The 25,651-nt window shown below is 57.2% G+C and carries 24 protein-coding genes and 2 tRNA genes; 13 read left to right on the forward strand and 13 right to left on the reverse strand.

What is annotated here, in order from left to right:
- The first annotated feature begins 56 nt into the window (after positions 1-56).
- Entirely contained in the window at positions 57-1,628 is a 1,572-nt protein-coding gene (gene purH / locus CA85_RS13295) for a bifunctional phosphoribosylaminoimidazolecarboxamide formyltransferase/IMP cyclohydrolase (RefSeq protein WP_146391829.1), read from the forward strand.
- Here the strand turns inward: purH and CA85_RS13300 are convergent.
- On the reverse strand, positions 1,625-2,800 hold the full coding sequence (locus CA85_RS13300) for a DUF1559 domain-containing protein (RefSeq protein ID WP_146391830.1): 1,176 nt from the start codon (positions 2,798-2,800) through the stop codon (positions 1,625-1,627). The genes purH and CA85_RS13300 overlap by 4 nt on opposite strands.
- 416 nt (positions 2,801-3,216) lie before the next feature.
- Between CA85_RS13300 and CA85_RS24930 the strand changes: the two genes are divergently transcribed.
- Complete coding sequence (locus CA85_RS24930; RefSeq protein ID WP_186774923.1) at positions 3,217-3,372, forward strand: hypothetical protein; 156 nt, start codon at positions 3,217-3,219, stop codon at positions 3,370-3,372.
- A gap of 296 nt (positions 3,373-3,668) precedes the next feature.
- On the opposite strand, the gene CA85_RS13310 is transcribed toward CA85_RS24930, so the two are convergent.
- The 9 genes from CA85_RS13310 to CA85_RS13345 all read right to left on the reverse strand — a co-directional run bounded on the left by CA85_RS13310 (position 3,669) and on the right by CA85_RS13345 (position 10,681).
- On the reverse strand, positions 3,669-3,866 hold the full coding sequence (locus CA85_RS13310) for a hypothetical protein (RefSeq protein WP_146391832.1): 198 nt from the start codon (positions 3,864-3,866) through the stop codon (positions 3,669-3,671).
- 50 nt (positions 3,867-3,916) lie between these two features.
- Positions 3,917-5,071 (reverse strand): DUF1559 domain-containing protein, encoded by a 1,155-nt coding sequence (locus CA85_RS13315; protein ID WP_146391833.1) that lies wholly within the window; start codon positions 5,069-5,071, stop codon positions 3,917-3,919.
- A gap of 239 nt (positions 5,072-5,310) precedes the next feature.
- A complete protein-coding gene (locus tag CA85_RS13320) occupies positions 5,311-7,011 on the reverse strand; it encodes an alpha/beta hydrolase (RefSeq protein ID WP_146391834.1) in 1,701 nt (566 codons plus the stop codon).
- Positions 7,012-7,110: 99 nt separating this feature from the next.
- Positions 7,111-7,635, reverse strand: coding sequence for a 3-hydroxyacyl-ACP dehydratase FabZ family protein (locus tag CA85_RS13325; protein ID WP_146391835.1), 525 nt, complete (start codon positions 7,633-7,635; stop codon positions 7,111-7,113).
- Between the two features lie 4 nt (positions 7,636-7,639).
- Positions 7,640-7,738, reverse strand: coding sequence for a 50S ribosomal protein bL37 (locus CA85_RS26125; RefSeq protein ID WP_390621835.1), 99 nt, complete (start codon positions 7,736-7,738; stop codon positions 7,640-7,642).
- Between the two features lie 172 nt (positions 7,739-7,910).
- Positions 7,911-8,132: a translation initiation factor IF-1 gene (gene infA, locus CA85_RS13330; protein WP_008681989.1), complete on the reverse strand. Its 222-nt coding sequence runs from the start codon at positions 8,130-8,132 to the stop codon at positions 7,911-7,913.
- 13 nt (positions 8,133-8,145) lie between these two features.
- Positions 8,146-8,559, reverse strand: a complete 414-nt coding sequence (rpsI, locus tag CA85_RS13335) for a 30S ribosomal protein S9 (RefSeq protein ID WP_146391836.1) — start codon at positions 8,557-8,559, stop codon at positions 8,146-8,148.
- 18 nt (positions 8,560-8,577) lie between these two features.
- A complete protein-coding gene (gene rplM / locus CA85_RS13340; protein WP_186774924.1) occupies positions 8,578-9,012 on the reverse strand; it encodes a 50S ribosomal protein L13 in 435 nt (144 codons plus the stop codon).
- A 262-nt stretch (positions 9,013-9,274) separates the two neighbouring features.
- Positions 9,275-10,681 (reverse strand): Gfo/Idh/MocA family protein, encoded by a 1,407-nt coding sequence (locus CA85_RS13345; RefSeq protein ID WP_146391838.1) that lies wholly within the window; start codon positions 10,679-10,681, stop codon positions 9,275-9,277.
- Positions 10,682-11,311: 630 nt separating this feature from the next.
- Here CA85_RS13345 and CA85_RS13350 point away from each other — a divergent pair.
- Positions 11,312-12,592: a radical SAM protein gene (locus CA85_RS13350; protein ID WP_146392022.1), complete on the forward strand. Its 1,281-nt coding sequence runs from the start codon at positions 11,312-11,314 to the stop codon at positions 12,590-12,592.
- 259 nt (positions 12,593-12,851) lie between these two features.
- Here CA85_RS13350 and CA85_RS13355 read toward each other — a convergent pair whose 3' ends face one another.
- Complete coding sequence (locus tag CA85_RS13355; protein ID WP_146391839.1) at positions 12,852-13,847, reverse strand: YhdH/YhfP family quinone oxidoreductase; 996 nt, start codon at positions 13,845-13,847, stop codon at positions 12,852-12,854.
- A 442-nt stretch (positions 13,848-14,289) separates the two neighbouring features.
- On the opposite strand from CA85_RS13355, the gene CA85_RS26130 reads away from it, so the two are divergent.
- Positions 14,290-14,634, forward strand: coding sequence for a type II secretion system protein (locus CA85_RS26130; RefSeq protein WP_146391840.1), 345 nt, complete (start codon positions 14,290-14,292; stop codon positions 14,632-14,634).
- On the forward strand, positions 14,561-14,935 hold the full coding sequence (locus tag CA85_RS26135) for a DUF1559 family PulG-like putative transporter (protein ID WP_146391841.1): 375 nt from the start codon (positions 14,561-14,563) through the stop codon (positions 14,933-14,935). The genes CA85_RS26130 and CA85_RS26135 overlap by 74 nt, the downstream gene beginning before the upstream one ends.
- A gap of 45 nt (positions 14,936-14,980) precedes the next feature.
- Here CA85_RS26135 and CA85_RS13370 read toward each other — a convergent pair whose 3' ends face one another.
- Positions 14,981-16,567 (reverse strand): sulfatase family protein, encoded by a 1,587-nt coding sequence (locus CA85_RS13370; RefSeq protein ID WP_222435448.1) that lies wholly within the window; start codon positions 16,565-16,567, stop codon positions 14,981-14,983.
- Positions 16,568-16,761: 194 nt separating this feature from the next.
- On the opposite strand from CA85_RS13370, the gene CA85_RS13375 reads away from it, so the two are divergent.
- From CA85_RS13375 to CA85_RS13400, 6 genes are all read left to right on the forward strand, one after another.
- Positions 16,762-17,781 carry a YncE family protein gene (locus CA85_RS13375; protein ID WP_146391842.1) on the forward strand — a complete coding sequence of 340 codons (1,020 nt, stop codon included), beginning with the start codon at positions 16,762-16,764 and terminating at the stop codon, positions 17,779-17,781.
- A 283-nt stretch (positions 17,782-18,064) separates the two neighbouring features.
- Positions 18,065-18,514: a hypothetical protein gene (locus tag CA85_RS13380; RefSeq protein ID WP_146391843.1), complete on the forward strand. Its 450-nt coding sequence runs from the start codon at positions 18,065-18,067 to the stop codon at positions 18,512-18,514.
- Between the two features lie 733 nt (positions 18,515-19,247).
- Complete coding sequence (locus CA85_RS13385) at positions 19,248-19,550, forward strand: helix-turn-helix domain-containing protein (RefSeq protein ID WP_146391844.1); 303 nt, start codon at positions 19,248-19,250, stop codon at positions 19,548-19,550.
- Between the two features lie 217 nt (positions 19,551-19,767).
- On the forward strand, positions 19,768-21,438 hold the full coding sequence (locus tag CA85_RS13390; RefSeq protein ID WP_146391845.1) for a mechanosensitive ion channel family protein: 1,671 nt from the start codon (positions 19,768-19,770) through the stop codon (positions 21,436-21,438).
- A gap of 29 nt (positions 21,439-21,467) precedes the next feature.
- Positions 21,468-21,671 (forward strand): hypothetical protein, encoded by a 204-nt coding sequence (locus CA85_RS13395; RefSeq protein WP_146391846.1) that lies wholly within the window; start codon positions 21,468-21,470, stop codon positions 21,669-21,671.
- A 77-nt stretch (positions 21,672-21,748) separates the two neighbouring features.
- Positions 21,749-23,425, forward strand: a complete 1,677-nt coding sequence (locus tag CA85_RS13400) for a mechanosensitive ion channel family protein (protein WP_146391847.1) — start codon at positions 21,749-21,751, stop codon at positions 23,423-23,425.
- Between the two features lie 19 nt (positions 23,426-23,444).
- Here CA85_RS13400 and CA85_RS13405 read toward each other — a convergent pair whose 3' ends face one another.
- Positions 23,445-24,122, reverse strand: coding sequence for a PEP-CTERM sorting domain-containing protein (locus CA85_RS13405; protein ID WP_146391848.1), 678 nt, complete (start codon positions 24,120-24,122; stop codon positions 23,445-23,447).
- A 315-nt stretch (positions 24,123-24,437) separates the two neighbouring features.
- On the opposite strand from CA85_RS13405, the gene CA85_RS13410 reads away from it, so the two are divergent.
- Both CA85_RS13410 and CA85_RS13415 read left to right on the forward strand, forming a co-directional pair.
- Positions 24,438-24,511 (forward strand) — tRNA-Ile (locus tag CA85_RS13410).
- An 88-nt stretch (positions 24,512-24,599) separates the two neighbouring features.
- Positions 24,600-24,672: transfer RNA gene (locus CA85_RS13415), tRNA-Ala, on the forward strand.
- Positions 24,673-25,651: the final 979 nt, after the last annotated feature.

Below are 25,651 nucleotides of genomic sequence, written 5' to 3' on the forward strand. Positions count from 1 at the left end.
GGAACATGTTGGGAAAACTCACCCGCCGGACTTTTCCCTTACTGAAGTGATTTCTCGTGTCTGACCTCGTTCCCGTTCGCAATGCGTTGATCAGTGTCAGTGACAAGATGGGGCTGACGGATCTCGCCGCCGGTTTGCGAGCCGCTGGCGTGACCATCTACAGTACCGGGGGCACCCGGTCTCACTTGGAAAAATCCGGCATCGAAGTAGAGGATGTCGCGGACTACACCGGTTTCCCCGAGATGCTCGACGGCAGGGTGAAAACGCTGCACCCACGAATTTTCGCCGGCATTCTCGCTCGCCGCGATCGTCCCGACCATCTCGAAACGATCAGCGAACACGATATCGAACCCTTCGATTTGGTCGTGGTCAATTTGTACCCGTTCGCAGCCACCGCCAGCCGAGCGGGGGTCAGTCGCGAAGAATGCATCGAGCAAATCGATATCGGTGGGCCGAGTCTCGTGCGGGCGGCAGCCAAGAACCAGAACGATGTTGCCGTCGCGACGAATCCCGAACAGTACGGCGAGATCATCGAGCAGCTGCAGACCAATGGCGGTACCACCGGGGCGCTCCGGCGGCAACTCGCAGCCGAAGCCTTCGATCACACCGCTACCTACGACCGAGCCATCGCGGAGTACCTTCAAGACGAGACGGTGAGCGGCGAGTTCCCGCAAACCATGCACGTCAATCTGCGACGCAAGACGCAACTGCGTTACGGCGAGAACCCGCACCAACGGGCCGCTCTTTACAGCGATCGCACCGATCGTTCGGCGAACCTTGTCTCGGCCCGTCAAATCAGCGGCAAGGAACTCTCCTACAACAACCTGCTCGACCTCGACGCTGCCCTGGAAATCGCTCGCGGTTTCGCCAGACCGGCCGCGTCGGTGATCAAACACAATAACCCCTGTGGCGCCGCGACCGGCGATACGTTGCTCGAAGCGGCCGAAAAGGCATTGGCGGGGGACCCGCTGAGCGCATTCGGCAGCGTGATCGGAATCAACCGTACCGTTGATGTGGCCACGGCGGAATTGCTCTGCGAGCCCGGCCTGTTCATCGAAGCGATCGTGGCACCGGATTTTGAGGCCAGCGCCGTAGGATTGCTGACGACCCGGCCCCGTTGGAAAGACAACGTGCGATTGATGCAGGTCGGCCGTCTCGACGAGAGCGGTAACAAGGTCACACGTCGCTTCATCAGCGGCGGGATGTTGGTCCAGGACGCGGACTGCTTGAGCAGTTCGTCACTGCAGTGGAAGACAGCGACCGAAACGCCTGTCGACGACGAATTGTGGGACGACATTTCCTTCGGATGGGAAATGGTGCGGCACGTCAAGAGCAACGCCATCGTGCTCGCCAAAGACACCTCCCTGATCGGTGTGGGTGCCGGACAAATGAGCCGGGTCGATAGCGTCGAAATCGCGATCGATAAAGCGGGCGAACGCAGCGAGGGATCGATCTTGGCCAGCGACGCGTTCTTTCCCTTTCCCGACTCGATTGAAGCCGCCGCGAAAGCTGGCGTCGCCGCCATTATCCAACCCGGCGGCTCACGTCGGGATAACGAAGTCATCGCGGCGTGCGATGAATTCGAAATCCCGATGGTGTTTACCGGCCGCCGACACTTCAAGCACTAGAACTCGGTGTCAATGATCTCGTGAGCCGCTCGGGTACCGAGAGCTCCCCACAAACCATATGGGCTCGGTGAGCCCGGTGGCAGGAAACCGGTACCATGGCGAACTTGAGCGCTACTGGAATCACCTGCATCGATCGAGTCCGTGATGAACTTCACTGCTCCATCGCACATCAACACGTGCACACCGCCTTGATGCCGACTGCTCGGCATGACGTCGCCTTCACGCTCTTGATTGTGGTTACCCGAGAAGCAGAGTTCGGAGTTCGGACCGAGAATCGTAAAGCAGCCGGTATAAAGCGGGCGAGCCAACGCCCACTTCGATCCCCGACGCTGCTCGGGAGTGCCGATTAACGGAGCCGTGCCCAACCAAAATTGAGGTCGGTCCGGATCGATGTAATCCCGACAGGACAGCGCATTGCCGGCCCGCCAAAGCTCGTTGGGAGTAGTCGCCGCGATGGTTCGCTTGTCGTTGTCGCCCAGGTCCGTCAGGATTTCACCCATGCAGATGGTATTGGAAAGTCCGTCCAGGATACTGTTGAAGCTCGTCTGGGTACGCGGAACGAAGGCACCGCGACAGGCGCTGTCTTGATAGATACGAAGGCCGCGAGAAGAGCCATTATCGGCTGTGTCTCCCACGTCCCCGAGCGTACCTGAGTCTCCCAGACACGCGGCGAAGTTCGTGCGGCCATGAGCGGGCAAGCCCTCTCCTGGATCGCTGGGGCAGCGATAACTCGGAACCGTCGTCAACCAGGGTTCATACGGGGTGGTCGTGTGATCAGCTAACTGACGGTTGGGCCATGGGCCCATCGCTTGGAAACCGGTCGCTGTGGGATTGCTAATTACCTGCCACAAAGCCTGTTGTTCGATGAACGGCAACAACCCTACCAAGGTGGACAAATCGCTGCGGTTTCCACCGGGAGGCTGAATTCCTGTATCCGGTGGATACTGGGTGTAGGTTCCCGATCCGTGTTTAGGCATCTTGTTATAGGATGCGTGGTAGTTGTGGACGCCCAAGCCAATTTGCTTGAGATTGTTGCTGCAACTCATTCGTCGGGCAGCTTCGCGAGCAGCTTGCACGGCTGGTAATAGAAGACCAACCAACACGCCGATGATCGCGATGACGACTAGCAATTCGACGAGAGTGAAGCCGCGACGCTTCAAAAAGGGTTTCATTTGTAACTCCAATGCCACAAGGGCAGGAAAAGGACAAGAGGGAAAAGAATGTGTTGTCAAACGTCAAGCGAAAAGCGTTCACGGTGGCATCGTCTGCTGACAGGCACGCAGAACACTTTTCGTACAGTCTAAAACCTAGGTCTAATTGCTTGACCGAGGGTCCGATGGAGGTGCATGATCCTGAATTTCCTTGAGCTCAGGATTCTCATCGAGGTACTGTGAGAGTTCGTCACCCGAGGTCGCCTTGGGTTCAGTCGAACCGCCACAGCCGACACAGGAAAACGCGATCGATGCTATGCAAACAGGCAGCCAAAAAGGGCGGAAGATTTTCATCATGGGGTTTCTAAATCTAAGGTGGTTTCGTTGAGGAGACTCGTATCGATGCAGTAAGCGCGGATACGGGATCGATCTCGATCGTGTACTGGAATGCTCAGGTTCGATGTCTTTCACATCTGAAACTGCGATACATCGCTCCTACCGCGATGCGATACTGGTCGCTTTCGCCTGGCGACGGAGCGGCAACGCGTCGCGACGACCATGTCGACGCAATCTTTCACTACCGATCTGACTGATCTAGCTGCCGTGCAACGCACAGCGGACAATGAATTGGAACATTCGTTCACTATCTTAAGCAAACGAGCAACTGGGTCGTTCCAGTCTTGTGTTCCTACGCTGATCTACGTCGAAGATCCAGAAGGCGGGCGAGCATTCCCTTACACCCGTATTTTAGCGTGACGTCTTTGTTAGTCTAGCGTTTAACTAGTGAAGATTTGGCGATTATCCGTGCAGAAGGTGAGCCAGATCACCCCTATTGGGGGGGGGTGTAGGATCGCTCAATCGCAGTCGGGAAGAAGAGCGGATTCGTCCGCTATTTGCTCTTCGCTCGTTCGCCTTTGGCAGATTCGTCGGCAATGCTCGCACCCTGCGCCTCGATGGCTTCCCAATCGATACCTTCGGGCGTTTCTAATTTCGTTGACGTCGATTCGTTCGTGCATCCGGCAGCGAAGAGGACACAGCAAGCGATGCCAAAGAACAATCGAGCGGCGGAACGGGTCTGGCGATTCATTTTCGAGATCCAGGGGGTCAGGATGGGAGATTGGCGGCCGGAAGACTGGCTCAGGGCAGGCTGGCGACTTCGCGTGAAGCGATTGTTCCGAGAGCTCCCCACAACCCATATGGACTGGCTTGGCCCAAATTGTTGTAGTCCTTCGCAACGCTGTCAGCCTCTTGATTACCGGCCTCGATCGATTCGGTGATGAACTTCACGGCCCCGTCTGCCATGAGCACATGACAGCCACCTTGATGGCGACTGGCGGCGCTGAAAATACCGCTTCGCCACGCCGTCCCCCATCCGAGCACACAGGTTGGTGAATTGGGCGGCAGGACGGTGTTGAATCCGGTCAGCATGATCTTGCAGTCGTACCAACGACTGCCTCGCGACCCGCCACCGTTGCTCCACAGGGAAATACTCGGCTCAGCAAATTGCGGGCGTGTAGGATCGGCGATGTCGGTGCAAATTGAGGTGGAAGAGCCCATTGCGTTGTCGCCGAAATTCGTCCCATCGGCAACGCTGCCGATCAACTCACGATCGCCTAGATCTGTCGCGATCTCCGCCATTGCGACAGTATTGCTCAGCCCGTCCAACACGTCTCGAAATCCCTTGGGATCGTTCCGCATAAACAGTCCCCGGTAGACACCGCGATCGGCCCACTGGGAGGTCGGCGAGTAATCCACTCGCAGGATCCCATCGCCTAGACAGAAGGCATAGTTGGTCATTCCCAGTCCCAGGGCAGACATGCCCGGATCGGACGGGCAACGCAGGGTGGGGATCTGGGTTTGCCACGGATCATACTCGTTGAGATCCAACCACGTGCGGGGACCGAAAGCGGGCCATGAACCATTGGGTAGTGGATTGTCCGGCGACTCTCCTGCCTCAGGCATCAGCGGATTGGCAAACAGCGACCACAATGCTTGCTGCTCCATAAAGGGAGACAGACCAGGTAGAGCCGATAAAGCGCGTTGATTGCCGGTGCCAGCATCCTCCGGACCAGTCCCCGTCCCGTTGGGCAACAGTTTGTTGTACGCCGAATGGTAGTTGTGGAGCGACAGACCAAGTTGTTTGAAATTGTTGCTACAGGACATCCGGCGGGCCGCTTCGCGAGCAGCTTGCACCGCTGGCAATAACAAACCGACTAGAACACCGATGATGGCGATCACCACCAACAATTCCACCAACGTGAAAGCGGATCGGGAATATGATTTTGCGTTCATCTTATTAATCTCCGAGACATGGCGTGGCTGACCCCTTCGGGCATCCAATCCAACTATAATTTGTCAACACGCCGCGTTACCCGAACGGGGCACAGAAGCATGGTAAGTTATTTTAATGAGATTTTCAATGACTTTACGACGGATCTTCAATCCCCGATCAACGGAACCGGGAATCGACCGATCGGGAAAATGCACCCAGTGCTAGCAGAGTACGCTTCCGCCGGAAGATCCTTCCGTCATCAATGCGAGCTGTCCTCGGTCTCAGCAAATCGATTTTTGAGTTTCTGCAAATCCGCCTCCGACCAGCCCGCGGGCTGCGTGACGGCGACCCAGGCATCGATATAGCTCGACGGGGCGTAGTTATGGCCGTAGCCGATCGGGATGCTCGTCGCCATTGGCAGATCGAAAGCGATCTGAAGGAAGGTCACAATCGGGTACCAGCGTAGTGCCGGTGACACGTCGGGCCCCCGGGGATGGTTCAGCCACGCAGGTCGATTCCATGCCAGCGAAGGGGAAAACCAAACCATCGGATCGCTCGCATGCTGAATATAGACATTGCGAATTGGCCCCCATGCTTTTCCATTGTCCAATTTGTTCGTTTGCGAGGTGAACCGGATCATCGACTCGTCGCGAAAGGTAGGCATCCAAACAGGGGTGCCTGGATTGCGAGAAGCAACAATCGATCCCCATTGACGGCTGGGAAAGGGCGGGCCACTGAGCACCGACCCGCCAATGGGATCTTGAAACGTCTCCATCAGATCGGCCGAATCTTCGCAGCCGAACGAACCCAGGCTCAGGCCGAACAGAAAGAGCTTGGGTCGAGAGTCCTTGGGCAACGTCGTCCAGTGCGCATAGACTTGATCGAACAACGCCGACGCCGATCGCTTCGACCGTGAAGGGTCGACAAGGATCGTTATCCAGCTCGGCAAGTAGGAGTACTGCATGCTGACGATGGCCGTATCCCCCCGATGCAAATACTCAAACGTGTCGACAGCGCCCTCGTCGAGCCAACCTGTGCCGGTGGGCGTGGCCACGACGAGCACATCACGTTCGAACCCACCGGCCCGTTTGAGCTCTTCGAGGGCGAGTGCAGCCCGGGCCTGATCGTCTTCGGCCGATCGCATTCCCACGTAGACACGAATAGGGTGCATCCACTCAGACTCAGACACACCGTCGTCGTCGTTGATGAACTCAGCGATCTCTTCAGCGGTCGGTCCGCCAGCAATGAAGTCCTTGCCCCGTCGACCGATGGAATCCCAATCGACCAAAGACGCAGTGCTCCCGCACGCCCACTCGGCAGTCGGCTGAGCGATGCCGTCTTCGATCAGTTTATCTGCATTCAAGAAGAATCCATCGGCAGCACTCAATAGCCCGCGAGCGACAACCCCGTTGCCAATAAACAACGCCGTCAAGAACACAACGAGCGTGCTCAAAGAAATGGCAATCCGCCGCGGCAGATATTTTTGCAACCAACGCGATAGCCTCGCACCGGCAAAAATCATTGTGCGGGCGAAGGTGACGAGGAGCCCCGCGACCACCATGGCGATCAAGAAGAACCACACCAGCTCGGAGGACTCTATCGGCGGCATCTCCATCAAAACGCGAACCGAGTTCTGCCACGCGCTCGCGTGCCAGGTGAAGGTGGCGAAAAGAACAGCTACCGCAGCCACCGTAAACTGTTTCAAACGCCGAGCGAGTTCTTGTTTTGGAACGGGGAGCTCTAGAAAATTCCAGAACCAGACGAGAACCACGCCCACGACATATCCGATAGCGGTCGCGAATCCTGAAAGAATGCCCTGCACGATGTACGGCCGCGGCAGGAGAGACGGAGTCACCGATCCGCAAAAGAACAGGGTCGCTAGGATCAGACCGAGAAAGGAAAAGGAATCCCAGTAGGAGCTGAGGCTGCGATGCAGAGAGTGAGTCAGACGCGGGATCATGATCGGCGTGACCCAAGAAGGCAGAGCATCGATGCTGGGCGATTCGAAATTGGAATCGCTAGCGCAGAGCGAGCGGTGAAGCTCGCGACAAACATGGCTCTATTTCGAGCCGCTGGTCAGCTGTTGCGTGACAGCCTCAATCGGGATGGGGATGCCCCGGAGGCAACCTTCCAGCACAAGATTCTCACCGACGACGCCTTGGAATCGAGCCACGATCATGCGGCCACGACGGGCTTTCTCAAGACGAACCATGACGACCAATCGATCGCCAGGGACCACGACACCGCGGAATCGAACCTCATCGACGCCCCCGAAACCGACCATGGCGGCTCCGAGAAGGTCGTGTTTCTGAGTGTAATAGCTCGACAGTTGAGCGACTGCTTCGAGCATCATCACACCGGGCATCAGCGGCATGCCGGGCATATGACCGCGAACCCAGAACTCCTCATCGGTGATCTGTTTGTACGCGGCGCAAGAATGCGACTCGAGATCTTCGCGCAAGATGGCAGTTAACTGTTCCATCTCGTGCCGTTGCGGATTGAGTTTTCGAATTTCCTCAATATCCGCAATCGGACGGTCAAAATCGAGCAGGCTTGGCTCAATGATGAAAGCGTTTTTCACCATCGGCTTAGGTCTTGATCTTCTTGCGTTTTGCCTTGCGTGCTTTGGCGCTAGCGGGGCGCCGCCCGTGGTTTGCTTTTTTCAGCTTGTGTTGTGGTTTGGCCACGACAAAATACCTGGTGGGAGTCAGCGAGCTCGGGGGTGAGCTTCGCTACGTATTGGTTACCGAGAGTTCTGGTGAACTTCGCTACATGTTGACTGCGAAAGCTCTTGATCGAGTTCCGCGATATCGATGTTCGAAAACATCAATGGTGTTTTGCGACGTCAAGAAAGCAGGATCAGCGTTCGCGGTAGACGATCCGACCTTTCGTCAGATCGTAAGGCGACAACTCCACACGGACTTTGTCACCAGGGACAATCCGAATGAAGTGCTTTCGCATTCGGCCGGCGACGTGCGCGAGCACATCGTTGCCGGTTTCCAGTTGGACACGAAATCGAGTATTGGCTAATGCCTGGGTGACAGTCCCTTCGACTTCGAATGCTTCTTCTTTCTTGCTCAAAACGTACGCTTTCTTATCGTTTACTAAACTGGACGCCGCGACGAGCACCACGAAGACCCGGTTTCTTCCGTTCCTTCATGCGAGAATCCCGTGTCAAGAAACTGCCTTCACGCATCGAATCGTGGAGGGCTTCATCGTGCGAGCACAAGGCACGGGCGACACCCATGCGGACGGCGCCGCTCTGACCGGTCATTCCACCGCCCGAAACACGGACGCTGACGTCGATCTGGTCGGCCAGCCCTGCGGCTTCGATGGTTTCGAGAATGGCGCGCTGATGTTGATCGTTGACGAAGAACTCATTGAGTGGCTTGCCATTGATGACAACTTTGCCGCTGCCGGCACGCACTCGAACACGAGCGATGCTACTTTTGCGACGACCCGTACCGAGTGCGTCGCCGTTGATTTTGTCTTTTTTTACTGCAATCATGGATTCGACACTCAGGGCCTAATTGTTAACTTTTTTGCTCTGCCGAACCAATTCGGTTGGCTGCTGAGCGGTGTGCGGATGATCGGGACCAGCGTAAATCTTCAGCTTAGCCAGCATTTGGCGAGCCAACCGATTCTTGGGCAACATCCGACGAACGGCGTGTCGCAACAGGTCCTCAGGCTTGCGTTCCTGGCGGTCTTGATAGCTTTCCAGACGCAGGCCGGGATAGCCGGTGTACCAGGTATAGTGGCGAGCCTGCATTTTATTGCCGGTCATCGCAATTTTTTCCACGTTGGTCACGATGACGAAGTCACCGCAGTCGACGTGGGGGGTGTATTCGGGGCGATGTTTGCCCATCAAAACGACGGCGATGTCGCTGGCCAAACGTCCGAGCACTTCGTCGTCTGCATCGACGACGTGCCATTGCTTTTGGACTTCGCCAGGTTTGGCCATGTAGGTTCGCTGAACAGCCACGGTGGGAACTTTTCTCAGGGGGGCATCAAAAATTTGAATCGCATAGGGTACCCGACACACCGCTTCGGTGACAAGGGCTTTGACGCGATGGATTAGAAGGTTTTTTCGGTCAGGGGAAACCAGACACTTCTGACAAACAGCGGAAGAAGCCGAATTTGCCAGTTCGCAACCGTCAGCGGCCGGGTAATGTGGATTACCCAGCCGCTGTGGTGATTCTCTGCCAGGCGAAGGATGCTCGCTACTAGCCCATTTCGATCGCGTAGCCGTCGCGGTACGGACGGCTGAGCATCGCGTTGGCAGCGTCGTCGCCGACGATCTGTTCGACCGAGTCGTCCCATTTCAAGTCGCGGCCCGTTCTCGCGCAGATGCCAGCGAGGTGGCAGACGTTGAGCATTTCCATGTGCGAGTGCACGTCGGAAATCGGCTTGACCTTCTGGTCGGAGCAATACAGGAAGTTCGCCCAGTGCTGTTGCCGCGCGTTGAAGTCCATCGGCATGTTCCGGTACACCTTGGCAATCGCGTCTTCGGGCAAGGGGTTGTCGGCGAGGTCTTCGACCGGTTTGCCTTGCAGGGCACCGCGACTGACAAAGATTCGTCCCTTGTCACCCGTGATCAACACGCCGTTGCGGGTGTCGTTGCGGATGATCATCTCGGTGTCACCAGGGTATTGTACCTTGAATTGGAACGAGGTCGCCGTGTTGTAGCGGTCGTTTTGCAGCGGCTTGCCGTCTTTGAATTCCACCGGATGCTTGGCCGTGCCGCTGATCGATGTTGGCCCCTCGGTCTGGCCGTTGAGTTTCAATGCCCAGTTGCAAATATCCACGTGGTGGGCGCCCCAGTCGGTGAGCTTGCCGCCGGAGTATTCGTACCACCAGCGAAATTCGTAGTGGCAATTGGTGAAGGTGGATTTGTCTTTTCTCGTAATCCGGTAGTCGGTCGCTGGCGCGGGGCCCAGCCAACGATCCCAATCCAATTTTTCGGGGGCTTCGGCGACCGGGATCGCGGGGCTCGATGGAGCCCCGCCGATCGCTGCCTGGATCTGTTGGATCTTGCCGAGTCGCCCCTCGTTGACGATCGCCAGTGCTTTGACGAACAACGGGAACGTGCTGCGTTGCTGCGTGCCGACCTGGACAATCCGCCCGGTTTGTTTCTGGACCTTGCGGATCAGTTTGCCTTCGTCGATCGTCAGCGTCAGTGGTTTTTCGCAGTACACATCTTTTCCGGCCAACATCGCTTCGACCAACGGCTTGGTGTGCCAGTGGTCTGGAGTGGCGATGTGCAGCACGTCGATATCGTCACGCTCGAGGATCGGCTGGTAGTCGTCGTAGACATCCGCCTTGCCGTCGCTGAATTTTTTGTTGAACGAGTCCGCACGACCGGCGTCGACATCGGCGACCGCGACCACGTCCAACCACTGCTGCGCCGATTTGATGTTTCCCGCTGCCATCCCACCCGCACCAATCACACCGATCGTGCGGCGATCGATTTTACTCTTCGTCTCGTCAGCGAGAGTGCGGGGGTTCCAGGCAAAATAGGGCGTCGTCGCGGCAGCACCGGCAGCCACCTGCAGGACGCTGCGCCTGCCGACCCCTTGGGTCGCTGGAGTAGTGGGAACGGCCGGCCGGGACGTTTTTTTCGAATCAGTCATGATGCAGTCGAGTGAGAGAGTAGCGGATGGGAAAGAGGTGTCCAGCCTCATTGTAACCGCCTCAATGTGTCAATGGTAAGCCTAGCCAAAGTAGCCAGACGGCTCCGCCCGTCTGAGCTTTTCACCTCCACCGCCAACCCACCCTCCCAACTCGCGACGGTCGGAGCCGTCGGTCGACAATGCCACCACACAACCCCGCTCGTCTGAGCTCACACCCCCACCGCCAACCCACCCTCCTAACTCGCGACGGTCGGAGCCGTCGGTCGACAATGCAGCCACACAACCCCGCCCGTCTGAGCTTTTACCCCCACCGCCAACCCACACTCCTAACTCGCGACGGTCGGAGCCGTCGGTCGACAAAGTAGCCAGACGGCTCCGCCCGTCTGAGCTCACACCCCCACCGCCAACCCACCCTCCTAACTCGCGACGGTCGGAGCCGTCGGTCGACTATGCCAACACACAACTCCGTCCGTCTGACGCTCTGACCCACACCGCCACTTGCCCGCGACGGTCCGGCCCGTCGGCTGAGATTGCTTTTGCCTTACCTCGTCGACCTGTTAGAATAACTTGGACCCGTGCCACCCCTGCCAACTCCGCTCTCCCTAACTGTAACGTTTCATGTATCTCAAAATGGCTCGCCGGTTCGCGATGGAAACCGACAAGCGGCTGCTCGCCAAAGCCGTCTGGATGCTGGGCGTGAAGGGTTTGCGCAGTATCCATCGGCACAAGCGTCGGCTGAAGAAAGGTGAATTCTTTCCGCCGTTTCTGTACATGTCCGTGATCAATAGCTGCAATCTGCGCTGCCAGGGCTGTTGGGTGGACGTCGGTGCCAAGCAGAGCAGGATCGAGCTGGATGCGGCCAGCCGGACGATTCGCGAAGCCAAAGCGATGGGCAACAGCTTTTTCGGCATTCTGGGCGGCGAACCGTTCATGCACAAAGATCTGCTGACGCTCTTCGAAACCCACCCCGACGTTTACTTCCAAGTCTTCACCAACGGGCACTTCATCACCGATGAAGTCGCCGCGCGGCTGCGGAAATGCGGCAACGTCACGCCGCTGATCAGTGTCGAGGGCAGTGAGATCATCAGCGACACCCGTCGCGGCCGCGATGGGGTGCTCAATCAAACGATGGAGGGAATCGACGCCGCGATTCGCAACAAACTGCTCGTCGGTGTCTGCACGAGCGTCTGCAAATCCAACATCGATGATCTCGTCACCGATCGCTGGGTCGACCGGCTGATCGAGATGGGCGTGATGTATTGTTGGTTCCATATTTACCGTCCCGTCGGTCCTGAACCCAACCCGCAGCTGGCGCTCTCGAGCGAAGAGCAGCGGCGGGTGCGACAGTTCGTTGTCGACACGCGGGCGACCAAGCCAATCGTTGTCATCGACGCTTACCACGACGACGCGGGAAACGCCTTGTGCCCCGCAGTGACCGGGTTCACGCACCACATCGGCCCCTGGGGCGATATCGAACCCTGCCCGGTGATCCAGCTCGCGACCGAATCGATCCACGACGAACGGCCGCTCGCCGAAACGTTCAATAACTCCGAATTCCTGCGAGATTTCCGAGAACTGACCGCCAATACCACACGCGGCTGCGTGATCATGGAACGCCCCGATCTCCTGGTCGAACTCGCCGATAAACATGGTGCTCGCGATACCACCGCGCGGGGCGTGGTGATGGACGAACTCGAAGCGGTTTCACCGCGGCGGAGCCAATACCAACCGGGAGACGAGATCCCCGAACGCAGCTTCGTCTATCGCTGGGCGAAAAAATACGCGTTCAACGATTTTGGTACCTACGGCAAGCATTTCGATACTGCCCGGTATCAAGACCCGGATCAAAAACCGCCCGCTCCCGCCAAGCCGGAAACACCCGAGGTCGTTTCGATCGGTCTGCCGGAGTAAGAAACGCGGAGACATTCCAAGATGGATTTCGCTTGACGATCGCTCGGGGAGATTGTGCAGTTTTTAAGTTGCTGCGCAGAAACGATTGACTTCACCCGCCCGGCGAAGCTGGGAGGGTCGGTTATCGAGCGTTCAGCGAGATATCCGGGGAGGGCCGACAGCGCAACGGGTAGTCTCAAACCAGCGTGGGACCCCTTCCCGAACTTCGTCGGGGATCGCCAGCGAGCCGGGTCAACAGGACCTCCCACCACGATTGCGGCTAGACCCCCGCCACATTCACCACCACTCGGCCGCGAACTTTTCCAGCGAGAATCTCATCGATTTTTGGCGATAGGTCATCCAGACCGATTTCGCTCGCAAAGACACCGAGGTCGTTCAGTTTCCAGGGACCAGCCAGCCGTTCCCAGATTTTCAGCCGCTCATCCATCGGACAGAGCGCCGACGTGATCCCGGCCAGCCGCACGCCGCGGAGGATGAACGGGAACACGGTCATCTCCAGTTCGCTACCGCCGACCATCCCGCAGGCGGACACGCAGCCGTTGACATCGACGGATTTCAGTAGTGATACCAGCGTGTTTCCGCCGACCGTATCGACACCGGCCTGGAATCGCGTCGACAGCATCGGCCGCGTCGACTCGGTATCCAATTCAGCTCGCATGACGATTTCACTCGCACCGAGGCTCCGCAGCCAATCGTGAGCCTCCTGCTTGCCCGTCATCGCGGTGACGCGGTACCCGAGTTGGCTGAGTAGTTTGACCGCCAACGAACCGACGCCACCCGTCGCTCCGGTGACGAGGATGGGTTTCTTATCCGTTGGCACTTCATTGCGGATGATTTCACGAACGCACTGGGCAGCGGTAAATCCGGCCGTGCCAATGATCATCGTTTCACGCAGTGAAAGGGAGTCGGGAAGCGGCACGACCCACGACTCGGGGACACGAATTCGCTCTGCCCAACCACCCCAGTGTTTCCCGCCGAGATCGTAGCCCGTCACGATCACCTTCGTACCAACGGGTAAGCGTTCGGTTCCCACTTCCACCACCCCCGCGGCATCGATGCCGGGAACATGCGGCAGGTTCGGCGCAACGCCTGGATTCCCAGTCGCCGCCAGTGCGTCTTTGTAGTTCAAGCTTGACCACTGCACCGCGATGGTGACATCGCCATCGGGCAGTTCCGAAACGGGTCGCTCGGTGATTCGGTGCGAGACAACGTCGTCGGCTCGTGTGACGTAAAAGCAGCGAAAGTGCGAATTCATGGTTCTTCCGTCGTGTTCGTGTTGGTGTCTTGAGCCGATATGTTTGCCCACTCGATACTACCTTAAGTGCCCATCCGAAAAGGGATCTGACCCTTCGGAGGCGTGTTCCCTTGGAGGAGCGATTCCGGACGTATTGATCGGCACAGCCCACTTCCGAGGCAACCCTGCGTACTTGGTAGGCAATCCGTGCATCCATCGTATGCCGGCCTTGAAAATCAGGCATGGGTCGATCGAGTATCAATCCCAGAATACTTCTTGAGAGCGAAAGTGAACGAGCCATTATTTGCCGTTACAAGGCCGGTATGGACGCCATGCACGCCAGACCAATCTGAATTCCCGTTGGAGTCGAGGGCTCGCCGCCATTTGGCGCAAGGATAGCTCCGCCTGCACGTATGGCGTATTGAATAGTAATTCTTGCAAGATCGAAGAGGCATTCCCATCCATGCGATATTTCAAGCTTCCAAACAGCGGTTCGACGATCAGTGCCAGAACGAGATGCTTGCTTGGGAAACGAGACATCACCAAGAGTCTCGATTTCAGGCGCGCTGGCGACTGCCGCAAAGGGCTGACCATTGTCGAGCTCATGGTCGCCTTGGCTGTCATCGCAATCCTCATGGCAGTTCTGCTTCCCGCGGTGATGAGAGCACGATCATCTGCTCGGCAGATATCCTGTATCAACAACTTTCGCCAGGTCTCGCTAGGCCTTCAGAACTATGCTTCGGCATGGCGTCGATTTCCACCTGCCTCCTCTGGCGTACGAGGAGGATGTTTATTTCGCCGAATGTGATGCAATAGGCGAAGATCCCGAGTTGATCCGTGCCAGACGCCAATTCGCGTCACTCGGATCGGAGTGGCTGTTTTCATCCATTGGCATCAGCCGCATGATTGCGGTATTTCCGCGGATGACAGTCAACTGTACCAACGGGAATGTCTTTAGCGAAGGATTGTATGCGCCGTCGAGTAATCACTCGGCAGGTTTTCATTCGGGATTTGCAGACGGTTCAGCCAAGACCCTGTCAGAGTCGATTGACGCAAACGTATGGCGTGCTCTTGGGTCGGCACAAGGAAAAGAGATCATGAAACTTTAATAGGGCATTACCAATCCAGTATCACGTATTTCCCAGTCCAATCCCCTACGTGGCCGTCATCTTCATCGCTTCGGCAACGGTCTTCTTTCCTGCCGGTTGATGTGGGCTGGCTGAGCCGCCGGTTCCACCCTTGGGCCAGGTGGCCGGGTCGGCGTACTGACCGTCATCCTGGAACTCGTCCTGCAATCGAGCAATCTCGGCCTTGAGCTCGTCGAACTTGGCGGCGATCTCCGGTTGGCTGGCTTCTTCCTTATCGAATAGCAGGTTGTGCTGTTCCAGCGGGTCCTGGACCAGATCGAACATCTCGTACGCATCCTTTTTCCAGTAATAGATCAGTTTGTGCGTTTTGGTTCGCACGCCCAGGTGGGCGGCCGTGTTGTGGTGGCCGGGGTCGTGGTAGTAACGATAGTAAACGGAGTCCCGCCAATTCGAAGGTGATTCGCCGCGGAGCAGTGGTGCCAGTGAACGACCCTGCATGAAATCGGGAACGGGCAATCCTGCGAGATCGAGGAAGGTGGGCGCCAAATCGATATTGGCGACAAACTGATCGGGCGTGCTGTTTGGCTTGATCCCAGGACCGCAGGCGATCAATGGCACCCGCAGGCCGGGCTCGTACATGAATCGCTTGTCGTAGAGTCCGAGCTCACCGAGGTACCAGCCGTTGTCGGCGCAGTAGATGACGATCGTGTTCTCGGCCAATCCGGAGGTATCGAGGAAGTCGAGCACTTTACCCACACCGTCATCGACGCCTTGGACGCAGGCCAGGTAGTCCTGCATGTATCGTTGATATTTCCACTTCGTCAACTCATCGCCCGAGAGCGTTTCACCATCGACCGACAATTCAGTTGGTTTGACGCCCCGCCATTGATTCGCTTCGCGGCCTGCTAAGCCTTCCGGTGGGGTGAGTTTCAAGTCGCGGCGTGTCAGGTCGTGAGCCACCGTTTGCTGGTTTTCAGGGAGCGCCGTGGGGCGTGTGGCGTAGTCGTCCCAGAACGTCTCGGGTTCCGGGAACGTTTTGTCCTTGAACTTCGCCTTGTTCCGCTCATCGGGTTCCCAGGCCCGGTGCGGAGCCTTCTGGTGCAGCATCAAGAAGAACGGCTTGTCCTGCGGTCTTGTTTTCAGAAACTCGATGCCCAGGTCCGTGGTGATGTCGGTGCAGTGGCCTTCGATCGTGAGACGCTTGCCCTCGACGAGAAACTGGGGGTTCCAGTAGGCACCCTGGCCGGGCAGGACGATCCAGCGATCGAAGCCGACCGGGTCTGACCCGAGGTGCCACTTGCCGATGATGCCCGTGTGGTAGCCACCGTTCTGCAGGTGTTTGGCAACCGTGTCCCGGGAGGAGTCAAACCGATTGAATACTGGGACGCCGTTGAGATGCGAGTACTGGCCGGTGAGCAGGGTGGCTCGGCTCGGGGTGCAGATCGAATTGGTGACGAACGAATTGGTGAACCGCGCGCCACGCTCGGCGATGCGATCAATATGCGGTGTCTTGTTGACCTTCGATCCGTATGCCGAGATCGCTTGTTCGGCATGGTCGTCGGAAAAGATAAACAAGATGTTGGGCTGGGCGGCATTTGCAGCGATAGCCATCCCGAACGCGAGCAAGATTGCGGTGGGAAGTCTGAGGATCATCGTCGATTCGCAGTCCAAGGAGGAAGATGAGGGTGGGAACGACGCAGTGTAACGCAAACGTGGCAGACAATCCAACTTTTGGACTCGAGATGATCCCGTTAAAATTCACCGAGTGAAATTTTGCGGGCCCCATTTCCATGTTACAGTGGCGGGTCCTTCAGTTACTCCACACATGCAACGAGAAGAGCTAAGAAATGAATTTGAAAAACTGGGTCGCGACGCCCGTCGCCCTGCTAGCACTCGGATTCGCTGGCACCGCTCAGGCGGAGGAGCACGCAGTCGAAACGGTACTCAACGGTCTGCAGAACCCCTCGAGCGTCAGCTTCAACGATGCTGGCGAGATGACCGTCTGCGATTCCCGCGGCAGCGTCTTGGTGCTGCCCAAGGGTACGCTCAGCGAAAAACAGCAAATCGACTACGTTCGAGGCTTCGACACGGAGTTTTGGAAGAGTGACGAAAGCGGCAAGAAATGGTACGCGGTGGGTCCTCTTTCGGCCATCTGGATCGGGAAAACCTTGGTCGTGACGGATTCCGGCAAGACCGACGGGAACGAAACCCTGTTGATGTTCGAGGGACCGGGTGAAGCATCCTCGGGCGTGGCCACCAACTCAGTCGGTCCGACCTCGGATGACGAGATCGACAAGGGCGAAGGCAACCTGACCGGCCTGAGTGTTTCCGATGATGGTAAGCAGGTGTTTGTTTGTGGACAGGGATACGACGGCAAGTCATGGGTCCTGTCGGCCGACCCTGCCACCAAGAAACTCGAACCGCTCTTGTCGGCTGACGAAAACGGCATCGAAACGAACTCTCCCATGCAGACGGTCGTTGGCCCCGACAACACCCTCTACGTGCTCTATTCCGGCGCGGGCGGCAAAGTCGATGGCTTGATCGTCCAGTGGGACTTGGAGACGAAGAAACCCGTCAAGCAGTGGAAGTTGCCTGAGCTGGTCAATCCGATGGGAATGGCCCACATCGAGGGCAACAAGTTCGCTGTCGTTGAGAACAACTGGGCGCTGTCGAGTGTCAACAAAGGCCGTGTCGTCACCGTTGATCTCGGTGATGACGGTGAGGTCGACGTGACCGACACCGGTGTTGAACTCGAAGGTCCTGTGTCCTGTGCCTTCGGACCGGACGGTCGCCTCTACGTGACCCAACTGGGTGACACGTTCGATGAGACAGCGGGTAGCGTCGTCGCGATCAAAGACGTGAAATAAGGCAAAAAGGGGTGCCGATTGCCTCCCCGTGTTTTCGACTCATTCCTCGCTCGAGAACACGGGGCATCATCCCTGAGGCACTCTGTCCATTTCAAATAGGTTCTTGGTGAACTTCCATGGGCGCACCAGTCCGGTGAGCCAGAAAGATGCGGTGCGGCAGGAATTTCAGATTACAATGTCTGGATTCCAAGCCCGTCCAGTGCGGGCCACCGTCGCAATCCGCTGCTCGCGGCAGACTCGTTCGCGGGGGCCACGCGTTTCTACTCAACCTCACCAGGAAATCATGGAAACTGAAACCAAGGCGATGTCAACCAAGGAATTGTCCGTCGCGGTTTCTTCCTTGCTCGAACAAGAAGAAGCCCGAGCGGAGCGCGCACGCCACCGGCGCCGGCGGCGTATTCGCAGGGATCGCGAGCAAACCCGTGCCAGGACGATTCAGTTGGCACATTCGGTCGAATTGATCAAGTGGTACCAATTCGGGATCTCACTGGTAATGACGATCACCCTGATCATCTTAGTCGTGGTCGTTTGGAAAATCGGCAATGAAGCCGAGCGAATTAAAGGTGAGGTTCAGCAGGTCAGAGCGAAAGCCGAGAATATTGTCGACGGCATCGAGCGTGAAGCGGATTCGATTCGAGACAAGCTGCAGCGGCCGCTGCAGACCATCGGAGGAGCCGTCGGAGGCCAATTGGGACACAGCCTCGGCAAAGCGATGGGCGTTGACGAGGAATAGGGGCCCGCAAGCAATGGAGTGCCGGACGGCGTACCAGATCCAGTTGCAATCGGTGTGCACGCACCAGCCGCGCTGCACGGGATTCGGAGTGGCTCTCAATTCCCGAGCAGCTCAAAGACGGGCTTCGCGTGCTACCGGCTCACTTCGAAGTCGGCAGTATCTTCTTCAGCTGTGCCTTGGCCCGGTTGATCTGCGAGATGATCGCTTGACGCTCCTTCGCATCGGCTGCCTTCAACTTGCCATCGAGTGATTGAATCTGCCGATTGAGCGACTCGCTGTACCCAGTCGTAGCTGCTTTCTTCAGGCCGGTCAGCCAACGGCAAGCCGCGCCGAATGAACTGCCAGCCCGAAGGGGGACACAACGTCTGATGTGTCCCCCTTCAGGCTAGCATGCGAGAACAAAAATTGCGCCCACGCTACGACGGGGGCAGCGCGGGCAATTCAATCGTCGCCGCTGGGCAGGCCGAACCGCACCTTCGATTCCCGATAGAAACCGACATACGGTGTTGACTTCGTCCTGCCTCAGCGAAACGAACGCGCGTTGGAAAGAGCAACGCTTAGGACAGAGCCTCGGAAATCAGTTCACCAGCTTAGTTAAGCTTGGCTTTTCGTTCCGCAAGATCGGCTTTGAGTTCATCGCGACGCTTTTCGAACTTCGCTTAGCCCATCAGAACGTCGGTGTAAGCGCTGATATTGTAATTGTCGCTGCATCGTTGCGGGTATCGAGCGGTTTGTGGCCAACCGCGTGACCAAGCCGTTCGTTCTCGAAGCGCTGCTCGACCAGACCGGTCTGCGAGAGAGGGCCATGCAGAGATTCTGCAAGGAGGTCTATGGACTGAGTCCGAAACAGTTGTTTGGTGTTACTCGATTGAATCGGGTCCGCCGGGAACTGTTGCAACGTGACGATCGATCGACATCGATTCGAACTCTCGCCGAGAAATGGGGTGTCGCCCATCTGGGACGCTTCTCTGCAGACTACCGCAAGCTATTCGGTGAACTACCCCATGAGACATTTCAGCGTCATAGCGACAGTTAAGCAACACACGATGAATCAGTGTCGGTTTTCGTATTGGACGAGGCGACGAGTCCTGCGACTGCGGAACTGGTCGCCTCGTCCACTACGACAGAAATTGTCGTGCGTTGCTGAGGAACTCAATTGGTCCCCACGATTGTGAGCAGTGCGTTCGTCCCTTAGCCTTGAAGCTCCCCACCAGTCGATTGGTTCGAGACACGCTAAAAGGAAATGCATTGCAATGAAGAATGGTAGCTTGAGAACGCTGTGCCTCTGGTTGGTGATTGTTTGGCTCGGCAGCGGTCTATCCGCGTCGATGACCTCGGCGGCGGACAGTGATGCTGCCGCCGAACCGAGCTACACCGCCCACACCACGATCAATCCGGCCATTCCGCTGGACCAATTGAAGGTGATGGTCAAACCGTTGACCAAGTCCGAATTGCAGGTGGAATCGGACGCTTGGTTCAAATTGCTGCGTGCCAAGGCTCGTGAGATCGCCGCCGTGCGAATGGGTGTCAAAAAAGCCAACGAAGCCTTGGACGCCGATGACGATGAGGCGGCCAAGAATTCCCTGGAAGTCGCTGAGTCGATTACCAGTACAGTCGCCGACGTCTCCCGTGAAGAAGAGGAAGAGGTGACCGCAGCCGCTCGGGAAAAACTGGGGGTCGACGATGTACCCATCGAGAATGAAGCCGACAGCGACGTCGACCCGGACGATGCCGATGCGGACGCCGATGCGGGGGGCTCCGACGCTGGAGACTCGGACACTGGAGACTCGGACGCTGGAACTGCCGATTCCGCTGAACCGGCAGCCTCCGCTGAGCCTAACCTGGATTCCATTGACGACCAGGGCGACCAAGAGAGCGAAGTTGTTTCGCAAACCCAGGGGGCCGCCAGTGAATTGAAGGACGAGATGCTGAGCAGCGTCACGGAACTGCAAGATCAGCGGACGGCGTTGAGTGACCGCTTGGATGTCGTTCTCGATTCGCTCGAGGCCAAAGGTGGCGACGTCTCGGAGTATCGCACCTATTCCGCCGCGGTCTCGGGCATCGATTTGGATACCTCCGATGCCGCTGCGGCCTGGGCCGGCATCGTCGGTTGGCTGACGTCCAAGGAAGGAGGTCAGCGATTCGCATGGAATCTCGGTCGATTCTTGTTGATCCTGCTGATTACCTACTTCGTCGCCAAGATTATCGCCGCGATCGTCAACTGGCTGCTCGAGCGGAAACTCACGCTCAGCCAACTCGCCGAGCGGTTGATCGCTAGCATGATCAAGAATGTGGTGATGCTGGTGGGCTTTGCGATCGCGTTGACCGCTCTGGAGGTGGACATCACGCCCGTCCTGGCCGCGATTGGGGCGACGGGATTGGTCGTTGGTTTGGCCCTGCAGGGTACACTCAGCAATTTCGCCAGTGGATTGATGATCTTGATCAATCGGCCTTTTGATGTTGGCAATGTCGTCAGCGCGGGGGGCATCACCGGAACGATAGCGCAAATGAATCTTGTCTCGACGACGTTTCGGACCTTTGACAATCAAACGATACACGTTCCCAACAATGAGATTTGGAACAACGTGATCACCAACATCACGGCCAACCCCACCCGCCGCGTTGATTTGGAGTTTGGGATTGGATACGACGACGATTTTGAACAAGCCGAGAATCTGATTAAGGAGGTCTTGGAGGCCCATGCTCTGGTCCTGAGCGATCCCGAACCTGTGGTCGTGACGCATGAACTCGCCGATTCGTCGGTCAATATCGTCTGTCGTCCCTGGGCCAAGACGACTGATTGGTGGCAGGTGAAGACGGAGGTGACCCGGGAGGTCAAACGCAAGTTCGATCAAGCCGGCATTTCGTTCCCCTATCCGCAGCAGGACGTGCACTTCTACGGCTCGGCGCCGACGTCTGAGTAGCGAACGAACGGCCGACATGCCGATCCGGCATGGACGTTGTCGAAAAATCGACTTCGCAGCCCCACTGCGTGACCGACGGAGACACCGAGGCAATCCCCCGCCGAATTCGCGAGATATCGATCACCTGCGACGCGTTGTCGCAGACCGCCGCGATCGATCGACAAGCTTCCTCAGCGGTCGTCCTGCGGCTGAGCTTTTCACGAAACGGCTACTGCTGGCACAGCCGATTGTGATCAATGATTCCGTCCCGTAGCCTTGGAGCTCCCCACCAGTCGATCGATTCAAGACACGCTTTAACGGATGCAATGAAATGAAGAATGGTAGCTCGAGAAATCTGTGCCTCTGGCTGTTGGTGGTTTGGCTCGGCGGCGGCCTGTCCGCGTCGATGGCCCTGGCGGCAGAAGGTGATGCTGCGACCGAATCCACTTACACCGCCCACACGACGATCAATCCGGCCATCCCGTTGGACCAGTTGAAGGTGATGGTCAAACCGTTGACGAGATCCGAATTGCAGGTGGAATCGGACGCCTGGTTCAAATTGCTGCGTTCGAAGGCTCGCGAAATCGCCGCCGTGCGGATGGGGGTGAAGAAGGCGAACGAAGCCTTGAATGCGAAGGACGATCAGGCCGCAAAAAGCTCACTCAAGGTCGCTGAATCGATTACCAAGACCGCGACCGATCAAGCCAAGACGGAAGAGAAAGAGGTGACAGCGGCCGCCCAGGAAAACATGGGCGTTGAAGAGGTTGATGGCGATAGCCCATCCGACGAGGGAGCAGAGGCAGAAGCAGATGAAACCGCATCAGACGCCGTGTCCGCTGAGAGCGATACCGCCGGCGATGACACTGCGGGCGACGATACCACTGGCGATGACACCACTGGCGACGACACTGCTGGCACTGCCGAAACCGATCCGCAGGAGGCTGCCGAGGCCGCCGCTCGAACGGAAACGGTCAATACCGCGTCCAAACTCAAAGGGGATATGCTCACCAGCGTCACAGAGCTGCAAGATCAGCGGACGGTACTGAACGATCGGTTGAGAATTGTGCTCGATTCGCTCGAAGCCAAAGGTGGGGATGTTTCGGAGTACCGCACCTACTCCGCCGCGGTCTCGGGCATCGAACTGGACACTTCCGATGCGGCTTCTGCCTGGGCCGGTATCGTCGGTTGGCTGACGTCCAAGGAAGGCGGTCAGCGGCTGGCGTGGAATGTCGGTCGATTCGCATTGATCCTGCTCGTCACCTACTTCGTCGCCAAAATCATCGCCGCGATCGTCAACTGGCTGCTCGACCGAAAACTCAAACTCAGCCAACTCGCCGAGCGGTTGATCGCTAGCATGATCAAGAATGTGGTGATGCTGGTGGGCTTTGCGATCGCGTTGACCGCTCTGGAGGTGGACATCACGCCCGTCCTGGCCGCGATTGGGGCGACGGGATTGGTCGTTGGCTTGGCCCTGCAGGGTACGCTCAGCAATTTCGCCAGTGGATTGATGATCTTGATCAATCGGCCTTTTGATGTTGGCAATGTCGTCAGCGCGGGGGGCATCACCGGAACGATAGCGCAAATGAATCTTGTCTCGACGACGTTTCGGACCTTTGACAATCAAACGATACACGTTCCCAACAATGAGATTTGGAACAACGTGATTACCAACATCACGGCCAACCCCACCCGCCGCGTTGATTTGGAGTTTGGGATTGGATACGACGACGATTTTGAGCAGGCTGAGGATCTGATCAAGCAGGTCTTGGACGCCAACGCTCTGGTCCTGAGCGATCCCCAACCGGTCGTCGTGACCCATGAACTCGCCGATTCGTCGGTCAATATCGTCTGTCGTCCCTGGGCCAAGACGACTGATTGGTGGCAGGTGAAGACGGAGGTGACCCGGGAGGTCAAACGCAAGTTCGATCAAGCCGGCATATCGATCCCCTACCCGCAACAGGACGTGCACTTCTACGGTTCGGCTGTGACGCCCGGTGGGAATGCCTGAGCTCGCGGCGATGCGGCTCTCAGGAGATGACTCGTCGCTTCCGGCGACCGTAGACGTACGCGCCAGCGACGCCCAGCCCGCAAGCAACCAACGCGGATGGCTCGGGCACCGCCGCCACGCCATTGCTCGCGAAGAAGGTCCTCACGTCGTTGAATGCCACATTCGGTGCACCCCCGACAAAGTCCCAGAGCAGTGGGCCGTTTGGACCGCTGTAGCGGTTACTCGCCTGACTGGGAAGCAAAGATGGATCGAACGGTGAGATGGAGTTCACAGTGACGAGCGGGCCGTTGGAACTCCATTGGCCTGTATTTGCCCCAATCGTGAAATCCAATGGATCCGCCAGCGAGATAAACTGCTGCTGCGGGTCACTCGGGTTATATCTTTCCAGCCTGATCCCGGTGACATTCGTCGACAGGGCGTTGGTGACATTAGTTGACACTGGAGACGCACTGACGTCCGTCAATGTCAGCCGAGTTTGACCACCGCTGAATCCGCCCACGTTGGTAGCGGGAAGGAGGTCGGGTGCCGAGCTGTCGATGGAGAATTCGACCTGGTAATCGACGTTGTCGAAGTAGCTCGCCCCAATCGTGACCGACGTATTTCCGGTAAAAATGTAGGTCACCAGGGCAGCAGATGCAGGCGATAGGCCGCACGTCAGCGAGGCGATGACGACAGCAGCGACAATTCGGAGATTCATAGAGACTTCTTATACACGGAAGAAGACGTGCCAAGAATGGCAAACTTCCCAAACGAGGCATTTTACTATGGAGGAACGAATACGGCCAGCCAAAACCCACCCATCAGGTCAGGAAAGTGGCTTGTTGCGCCGAGACAGTGGGGGTTGGCTGACGATGAGTCCCTCAGGCATGTTTTTCGTCAGAAACTTGATCTCCCATTCGCGCTACGGCAAAAAAATCTGGACTTTTAGCTCGATTCGCTACCAAAGAGGCTTTGACAAGCGGCCAAAACTTCCTAAACTTCGGCCCCGCTGGTCGCGAGGCCAGAAACACCCGGGCGTGTAGCTCAGTTGGTTAGAGCGCGTCGCTGATAACGACGAGGTCCCAGATTCGAGTTCTGGCACGCCCACTAAAAAAGCTTCTAGCGAATAGCCACTAGCAATTAGCTTTGCGATGTCGTAAGCTAGCTGCAAGCCGGTCAAGGCAAACAGTTTTTCGGGGGTATAGCTCAGTTGGGAGAGCGCCTGCTTTGCAAGCAGGATGTCGTCGGTTCAAGTCCGTCTACCTCCACTCGATAGCCACGTGTCGATTTTCGGCACGTGGCTATTTTTATGCGCCTGCACGCCTATTGGGTGGCGCGCTACCCTGGGACGAACCGTTTCTATAGAGCTCCGTCGGTTTGCGGATCTGCAACTACGGCTTGCACCGCGATCTCTTAACACCGCGACCACCCGCTCGACCGGCTGTCGACTTGGTCGACGCTAGCACCGTCCTTGGTGAGCCCAGCGTTCTAAGTGTCCCAAAACAGGTCCGATCGGACAAAAACGCTCTCAATCGGCCCGAAAGCGATCAAGCCAGGGAGTGCCGGGTGCCGAAACAGTATCTTCCTGGCCGCTTGCAGCACCTCGCTCGACCCCAAAGAGATGGCGGCTAGGAAAGATGGTGAAAAGCAAAAATTTCTGGCTAACTGCCCTTTCGGGGAGATCGCCGGAACAGTACCTTTCTCGCCGCGACGCCAAGAGATTATTCGTCTCCTGGATCGTCGAAATGGAGCGAATCGCCTAGCGATCCGTTTCCGGAGCAAAGGAGAAAACAGCGGTTGAGAAAAACTTTCAGGCTTTGCCTCGAAGTCGACTTGACGCCCGGCGACGGGACGCTATTCTTCTCAACCCGCAGCCAAGAAACGGCTCGCGAGCCTTACCGCTCGCCAACGTTTTCACTGCGGGGTCAAGTGAAACTTGAATGAAAACTTTTTTAAGATTTCATTCAGCCTTCCGCTTGACGCGAAGTTAGCGAGTCGCTAACTTCTCCGCTCGCTCGAAAACGACCGGCCGAGATCACCTCGCTCAGAGGAATAAAACGATCTCGGCCGGCTGTCTTCGGGCAGCGACTCGCCGGTCGATTGCGAAAGCGATTCATTGGCGAAACTGATTTTTGACAATTTGGTTGTTTGGTAGTTGGCATCTGAAAAGAGCACCATATGTGAATGGAAGCTGGCCTTTTTCCGGGGTTCAGCGGATGTTCACAAGGTAATTTTATAAAAGTTCTT

This window comes from Allorhodopirellula solitaria (assembly GCF_007859855.1).
In the GTDB taxonomy this organism is placed as follows: domain Bacteria; phylum Planctomycetota; class Planctomycetia; order Pirellulales; family Pirellulaceae; genus Rhodopirellula; species Rhodopirellula solitaria.